Annotated in this window: 6 protein-coding genes and 1 tRNA gene; 2 read left to right on the top strand and 5 right to left on the bottom strand. The window is 70.2% G+C overall.

Translation table 11 applies throughout. The annotated features are described in order from the left end of the window. Positions 1 to 34: 34 nt before the first annotated feature. The 4 genes from ABZU46_RS21650 to ABZU46_RS21665 form a co-directional block, all read right to left on the bottom strand. Entirely contained in the window at positions 35 to 733 is a 699-nt protein-coding gene (locus ABZU46_RS21650) for a 50S ribosomal protein L25/general stress protein Ctc (RefSeq protein WP_354860516.1), read from the bottom strand. Positions 734 to 1,046: 313 nt separating this feature from the next. Beyond that, positions 1,047 to 2,027 carry a ribose-phosphate diphosphokinase gene (locus ABZU46_RS21655; RefSeq protein ID WP_030329105.1) on the bottom strand — a complete coding sequence of 327 codons (981 nt, stop codon included), beginning with the start codon at positions 2,025 to 2,027 and terminating at the stop codon, positions 1,047 to 1,049. 57 nt (positions 2,028 to 2,084) lie between these two features. Continuing rightward, a complete protein-coding gene (gene glmU / locus ABZU46_RS21660) occupies positions 2,085 to 3,617 on the bottom strand; it encodes a bifunctional UDP-N-acetylglucosamine diphosphorylase/glucosamine-1-phosphate N-acetyltransferase GlmU (RefSeq protein ID WP_354860517.1) in 1,533 nt (510 codons plus the stop codon). Between the two features lie 110 nt (positions 3,618 to 3,727). Continuing rightward, positions 3,728 to 3,799 (bottom strand) — tRNA-Gln (locus ABZU46_RS21665). Between the two features lie 330 nt (positions 3,800 to 4,129). On the opposite strand from ABZU46_RS21665, the gene ABZU46_RS21670 reads away from it, so the two are divergent. Further along, positions 4,130 to 5,095 (top strand): acyl-CoA desaturase, encoded by a 966-nt coding sequence (locus tag ABZU46_RS21670; RefSeq protein WP_354860518.1) that lies wholly within the window; start codon positions 4,130 to 4,132, stop codon positions 5,093 to 5,095. Positions 5,096 to 5,317: 222 nt separating this feature from the next. Beyond that, positions 5,318 to 6,004 carry a TetR/AcrR family transcriptional regulator gene (locus ABZU46_RS21675; protein ID WP_354860520.1) on the top strand — a complete coding sequence of 229 codons (687 nt, stop codon included), beginning with the start codon at positions 5,318 to 5,320 and terminating at the stop codon, positions 6,002 to 6,004. Positions 6,005 to 6,008: 4 nt separating this feature from the next. On the opposite strand, the gene ABZU46_RS21680 is transcribed toward ABZU46_RS21675, so the two are convergent. Next, positions 6,009 to 6,485: a DUF4383 domain-containing protein gene (locus ABZU46_RS21680; protein WP_354860522.1), complete on the bottom strand. Its 477-nt coding sequence runs from the start codon at positions 6,483 to 6,485 to the stop codon at positions 6,009 to 6,011. Positions 6,486 to 6,656 lie beyond the last annotated feature (171 nt).

Consider the following 6,656-nt stretch of genomic DNA (forward strand, 5'->3'; position numbering starts at 1 on the left):
AACTCGGGGACGCCTGCCGCACGATACGAACCGATCAGGCCTCGGTACGCGCCTCGGTGGTCTCCGCGCCCTCGGCGGCCGGGGCGGCGTCCGCACCCTCGGAGCCCTCGGTGACCTCGCCGGTCTCGGCCTCGGCCTCCTCGGTGGCCTCCTCGACCTCGGGCAGCGTCGCCTCGAGCTGCTCGGCGGTCGGCGCGGCGGTCACCGCGGCGACCGGCAGCGTCGGGTCGACGGCCAGCTCGACACCGCTGGGCAGCTCGACGTCGCCGGCGGTCACCGAGGAGCCCGCCTCCAGGCCCTCGATCGACGCCTCGAGGTGGTCCGGCACCTTGGTGGCGTCGGCGGTCACCGAGAGGGTGTCGTGGTCGTGCACGATCAGGGTGTCCCGCGCGGCCTCGCCGGTCAGCTGGACCGGGACCTCGACGGTGACCTTCTCGCCCCGGCGCACCAGGATGAGGTCCACGTGCTCGAAGGTGTCCCGGATCGGGTCCCGCTGGATCGCCTTCGGCAGCGCCAGCACCTGGGTGCCGTCGGTGATGTCGATCGCGAAGAGCTGGTTGGCGCCGCCCTTGCGGATCGCGGCGGCGAACTCCCGCGACGGCAGCGCGATGTGCTTGGGCTTCTCGCCGTGGCCGTACAGCACGGCGGGCACCTTGCCGGCCCGGCGGGTACGACGGGCACCACCCTTGCCGAACTCGGTACGGGGCTCGGCGCTGATCTTTACCTCGGACACGGGGAAACTCCTGATGCTTTTCGCTGCGGCGGCTTGTCGTCTAACGGTGCTGGGGCGAGGGGCTCGCTGGGGCTCATGCGTCATGAACGACTGCCCGGAGCACCGCGTCGATGACGGTGCCTCCGTGCGGCGCTCTTCAGCGGCCCGCCGGGCACCCTCGCCGTGGCAACCGCACCAGTCTACCCGAGCTGTTTCCCGGGTTTCCGGCAGTCCCCGGTCACGGCTCCAGGCTGGCCCGCCGACGGTGTTCCCCGCCAGCGTGCCAGCCCGTTTCGACCAGTTTGTCAGCTCCGGCCGGCCGACTCGGCCATCTTCAGCTCAGGCCACCGAAGAGAGTGGTCACCGAGCCATCGTCGAAGACCTCCCGGATCGCCCGCGCCAGCAGCGGCGCGATCGACAGCACGGTCAGCTTGTCCAGCTGCTTCTCCGGCGGCAACGGCAGCGTGTTGGTCACCACGATCTCGCTGATCGAGCTGTTCTTCAGCCGCTCGGTCGCCGGGTCCGACAGGAGCGCGTGGGTGGAAGCGACCACGATCTCCGCCGCGCCCGACTCCTTGAGGATGTCCGCGGCCTTGGCGATGGTGCCACCGGTGTCGATCATGTCGTCGACGATCAGGCAGACCCGACCCTCGACCTCGCCGACCACCCGGTTCGCCACGACCTGATTCGGCTTCATCGGGTCACGGGTCTTGTGGATGAACGCCAGCGGGCAGCCACCCAACCGGTCGGTCCACCGCTCGGCCACCCGCACCCGGCCGGAGTCCGGTGCCACCACGGTCATCGGGCGGCCGGCGTACTTGTGCTCCACGTACTCGGCGAGGATGTCCATCGCGAAGAGGTGGTCCACCGGGCCGTCGAAGAAGCCCTGGATCTGCGCGGTGTGCAGGTCGACGGTGAGGATGCGGTTCGCGCCGGCGGTCTTCAGCAGGTCCGCCACCAGGCGGGCCGAGATCGGCTCCCGACCCCGGTGCTTCTTGTCCTGGCGCGCGTACGGGTAGAACGGCAGCACGACGGTGATCCGCTTCGCCGACCCCCGCTTCAACGCGTCCACCATGATCAGGGTCTCCATGACCCAGGTGTTCACCCCGTGCGTCACGGACTGCACCACGAAGGCGTCCGAACCACGCACCGAGTCCTTGAACCGTACGAAAATCTCGCCGTTGGCGAACTCGTACGCGTCGGCCGGCGTCGGTGCCACACCGAGCACCTCGCCGATCTCCTTGGCCAGTTCCGGGAAACCCCGTCCGGAGAAGAGCATCAGGCTCTTGCGGTTTTCGGCGACGATGCTGCCCATGGGCCCGTCTGCTCCCGTTTGTCGGCGGTACCCGGCCCGGTGGTGGTGGGTCGGGGACTATTCGGTTGCAGTATCTCCCGCGCCGGACGCACCGCCCACCGTCTCGGCCCGCCCGTGCATTGCCTCACTGTCGCTTGCGGTGCCGGCCACCTCCGACGCACCCTTCGCGTCGCCGGCGCGCTGCGCGGCCTCGGCCGCCGCCGTACCGGCCCGCCGCTTCACCACCCAGCCCTCGATGTTGCGCTGGCGCGCGCGGGCGACACCCATCGCGCCCGGCGGCACGTCGTCCACGATCACCGAGCCGGCCGCCGTGTACGCGCCGTCACCCACCTCGACCGGCGCGACGAACATGTTGTCCGCCCCGGTCCGGGCGTGGCTGCCGATCACCGTGCGGTGCTTGTTGACCCCGTCGTAGTTGACGAAGACCGACGCGGCGCCGATGTTGGTCTGCTCGCCGATCGTCGCGTCACCCACGTACGTCAGGTGCGGCACCTTCGAGCCGGGCCCGATCTCGGACTTCTTCACCTCGACGAACGTGCCGACCTTCGCCTTCTCGCCCAGCCGGGCCTCCGGCCGCAGGTACGCGTACGGCCCCACGCTGGCGCCCGCGCCCACCTCGGCGCCCACCGCGTGGCTGCGCACCACTGACGCCGCCGGGCCGACGATCGTGTCGATCAGCGTCACGTCCGGCCCGACCAGCGCGCCCGCGCCGACCACCGTGGCCCCGCGCAGCTGGGTGTTCTGGTCGATGACCGCGTCGCGGTCCAGCGCCACCGTCACGTCGATCCAGGTGGTCGCCGGGTCGAGCAGGCTCACCCCGGTGCGCATCCATGCCTCGTTGACCCGGTCGCGCAGCAGTCGCCGCAGCGACGCCAACTCCACCCGGTCGTTGCAGCCCAGCGTCTCGACGTGGTCGACGGCCACGTGCACCGCGACCGGCTCGCCGACGGACCGGAGCAGGCCGAACACGTCGGTCAGATACTCCTCGCCCTGGTCGTTGTCGGTGGAGAGCTTGCCCAGCGCGTCGCGCAGCCGCACCGCGTCGAACGCGTAGATGCCGGCATTGATCTCCCGGATCGCGCGCTGGGTCGCGTCGGCGTCGCGCTCCTCGACGATCTGCTCCAGCCGGCCGTCGGCGTCCCGGACGATCCGCCCGAGCCCGGTCGGATCGGGCACCTCGGCGGCCAGCACGGTGGCCGCCGCGGCGGCCTCCTCGTGCGCGGTCACCAACGCGCCCACCGTCTCCGGGCGCAGCAGCGGCACGTCGCCGTTGATCACCACGACCGTGCCGGCGCCCTCCGGTACGGCGTCCAACGCGATCCGCACGGCATGCCCGGTGCCGAGCTGCTCGGCCTGGAGCACGGGCGTGGCGTCGGGGGCGATCTCGGTCAGGTGGGCCCGGACCTGGTCGGCGCCGTGGCCCACCACGACGACGGTGCGGTCGGCGGCCAGCGGCCCGGCCGCGCTCAGCACGTGGCCGAGCAGCGTACGGCCGAGCAGGGGGTGCAACACCTTGGGCAGTGTCGACTTCATCCGCTTGCCCTCACCGGCGGCGAGCACGACGACGGTACGAAGGTGGGGCTGGGGCACGACGTGGCTCCCGTCGGGACGGCGGACACTCTCGCGGCCATGCTAACCACGCGGCCCGCCAGCGCGTCCTCTTACCCCCAGCAGAACCCAAAACGGACTTGTCGGGACAGCTCGGCCGCCAGGGTTCGAACCTGAAATACGGGTACCAAAGACCCGGGTGTTGCCAATTACACCACGGCCGATTGCAACGTCAAGAACACCGTCGCCTCAGAACGAGCATCCTGCCGGTACACCTTAACGCCCGACGGCCGCGACGCCAGCACTCCTGCCCTTCATGATCCCCTCGGCCTTGCCGACCATCGCACGTGGCTCGTGACCGAGGCGGCGGTGACACCCCGCGCGGGAAACCGCTCGGGCGGCACCCCACAGCGAATGGAGGGTGGGCCCTGAGCAGGGCTTTAGGACCTACGTACGACAGCTTTTTCAAACTTCCCCGTGCGATCTACCGAGCCGTAAGTTACGGTGACGTAGGCGTAGGTTCGTGATCGTTTCCGTCCCCTCTGCGAGGTGCCATGTCCACTACCATGCTCGAACCCAACACCGCCGGCCCCGGCCCGAAACCGCTCACCGACGGCAGCCAGTCCAACGGGATCCTGGCCGCCCTGTGGGCCTTCGTCGTGATCCCCTTCGTGGCCCTGCTGGTCGCCGTGCCGATCGCCTGGGGCGGCTGGCTGGGCTGGAGCGACGTGATCATCGGCCTGGTCTGGTACGTGGTTTCCGGGCTCGGCATCACGGTGGGCTTCCACCGCTACTTCACGCACGGCTCGTTCAAGGCCAAGCGTTGGCTGCGGGTGACCCTGGCGGTCGCGGGTTCGCTGGCGGTACAGGGCGAGATCATCCAGTGGGTGGCCGACCACCGGCGGCACCACGCCTTCTCCGACCTGGAGGGTGACCCGCACTCGCCGTGGCGTTTCGGCACCAGTTTCTGGGCGCTGACGCGGGGTCTGTTCCACGCACACGTGGGCTGGCTGTTCCGCCGCGAGCTGTCCAACCGGGAGCGGTTCGCACCGGATCTGATCGCCGACCGCGACATCAGCCGGGTGGACCGACTGTTCCCCGCGCTGGTGGCCGTCTCACTGCTCGGCCCGGCGCTGATCGGGGGCCTGGTGACCTGGTCGTGGCAGGGCGCGCTCACCGCGTTCTTCTGGGCCGGGCTGCTCCGGATCGGCCTCCTGCACCACGTCACCTGGGCGATCAACTCGGTCTGCCACGTGTACGGCGAGCGCCCGTTCGCGATGCGCCAGGGCGACCGCGCGTCGAACTTCTGGCCGCTGGCGATCCTGTCGTTCGGTGAGAGCTGGCACAACCTGCACCACGCGGACCCGACCAGCGCGCGGCACGGTGTGCTGCGTGGTCAGGTGGACATCTCGGCCCGGGTGATCTGGCTGTTCGAGAAGGTCGGCGCGGCGTCGCAGGTGCGCTGGCCGAAGCCCGAACGTCTCGCGGCCAAGCTCGTGAAACCGGTCGCACCCCGGTAAACCGGGCGGTGCCGCGGTGTGCCACCTGGCAGGATGGCCGGGTGGCCGAGCGGAGCGGGGGGCCGGACGGCTCGGCGGACGGGGGGCCGAGCCCGATCCGGGTACGGTCGGACGGCACGGCAGGCCGGACGGGCCGCCCGCCAGTGAGGCGACGACGTGAGCGGGCACAGCGGAGGCACCATTCCACGGCAGGGCGTCACCGAGCGCCAGCGAGGCGGCGACATGCCCGAGGTCAGTGACGAAGCCGGCGGCCGGCGTGCGGTGCCGGCCGCGGCGGCGAAACCCAAGCCCCCCTCACGGGTACGCATGTCGGCCGCGCAGCGGCGGGAGCAGTTGATCGCGATCGGCCGGCAGCTGTTTGCCGAGCGAGGTTTCGACGCCACCTCCATCGAGGAGGTGGCGGCCCGCGCCAAGGTCTCCAAGCCCGTGGTGTACGAGCACTTCGGTGGCAAGGAGGGGCTGTACGCGGTCGTGGTCGACCGGGAGGTCCGGGCCCTGCTGGACCGGATCACCACGGCGCTGACGGCGGGGCATCCGCGTGAGTTGCTGGAGCAGGCGGCGATGGCCCTGCTGGGCTACATCGAGGAGGAGACCAGCGGGTTCCGGGTGCTGGTCCGCGAGTCGCCGCTGTTGTCCGGCACGGCCACCTTCAGCAGCGTGATGAACGACGTGGCCCACCAGGTCGAGCACATCCTGGGCGCCGAGTTCAAGAGCCGCGGGTACGACCCGAAGCTGGCCGAGCTCTACTCGCAGGCCCTGGTGGGCATGGTCGCGTTGACCGGCCGCTGGTGGCTGGAGGTGCGCAAGCCGCGCAAGGAGACGGTGGCGGCGCACCTGGTCAACATGGCCTGGAACGGGTTGTCGCACCTGGAGGCGAAGCCCACGTTGATCACCGCCCGCCGCCGCTGACCGTTCAGCGGCGGTGCACGTCGGCCACCGGATGTTTGCGGCGTTCCAGCTCCGCCTCGGCGTGCTCCGACGGGCCGGTTTTGTCGTACAGGCCGGTGCCCAGCAGGATCAGGCCGAACAGCATCGACACGATCACGGTCGACATCGAGAAGTTGAGGAAGTTCGCGTCGGTCTGCAGCACGGACATCATGAGGATGCTGGTCACCAGGAACACCGCCCCGGCGGTGAGGTTCATGTAGTGGCCGAGGTTGCTGCGCCGGGACGCCCCGATGATCAGGACGACTCCGAAGACCACCGAGGCGAGCGAGAAGGCCAGGTTGGTGCGGAGCCCGAGGGCCCAGTGGTTGCCCCGGTCAAAGAGCGGGTCGCCGATCGTCTCGGCGACACCCCAGACGCCGAAGACCAGGATGTAGACGCCGATCAGGCCGGAGAGCACCCGGTAGAGCGGCCGTGCCGGATGGTTCACCGGAAAGTGCGGCATACCCAGACCCCCCTGAATCGACCGTTTCAGGAGGATTGTCACCCAGGGCAGAGCCGACCGTCCGGAGAACCACAAAGCCCGAAACGGTCCGCCGCAGGCCGGACCAGGTCAGGTTTCGCCGGAGCCCGAGCTGCGCAGGGATCAAGCCTGACCGCCCGGAGCAGCTCGGGC

It is taken from the genome of Micromonospora sp. NPDC005197, assembly GCF_040608295.1.
Classification (GTDB): domain Bacteria; phylum Actinomycetota; class Actinomycetes; order Mycobacteriales; family Micromonosporaceae; genus Micromonospora.

Bases quoted from the DNA above. Each gene is read 5' to 3' on its own strand.
- ABZU46_RS21670 (WP_354860518.1), top strand. From the start codon at position 4,130: ATGTCCACTACCATGCTCGAACCCAACACCGCCGGCCCCGGCCCGAAA.
- ABZU46_RS21655 (WP_030329105.1), bottom strand. From the start codon at position 2,027: ATGGGCAGCATCGTCGCCGAAAACCGCAAGAGCCTGATGCTCTTCTCC.
- ABZU46_RS21675 (WP_354860520.1), top strand. From the start codon at position 5,318: ATGCCCGAGGTCAGTGACGAAGCCGGCGGCCGGCGTGCGGTGCCGGCC.
- ABZU46_RS21680 (WP_354860522.1), bottom strand. From the start codon at position 6,485: ATGCCGCACTTTCCGGTGAACCATCCGGCACGGCCGCTCTACCGGGTG.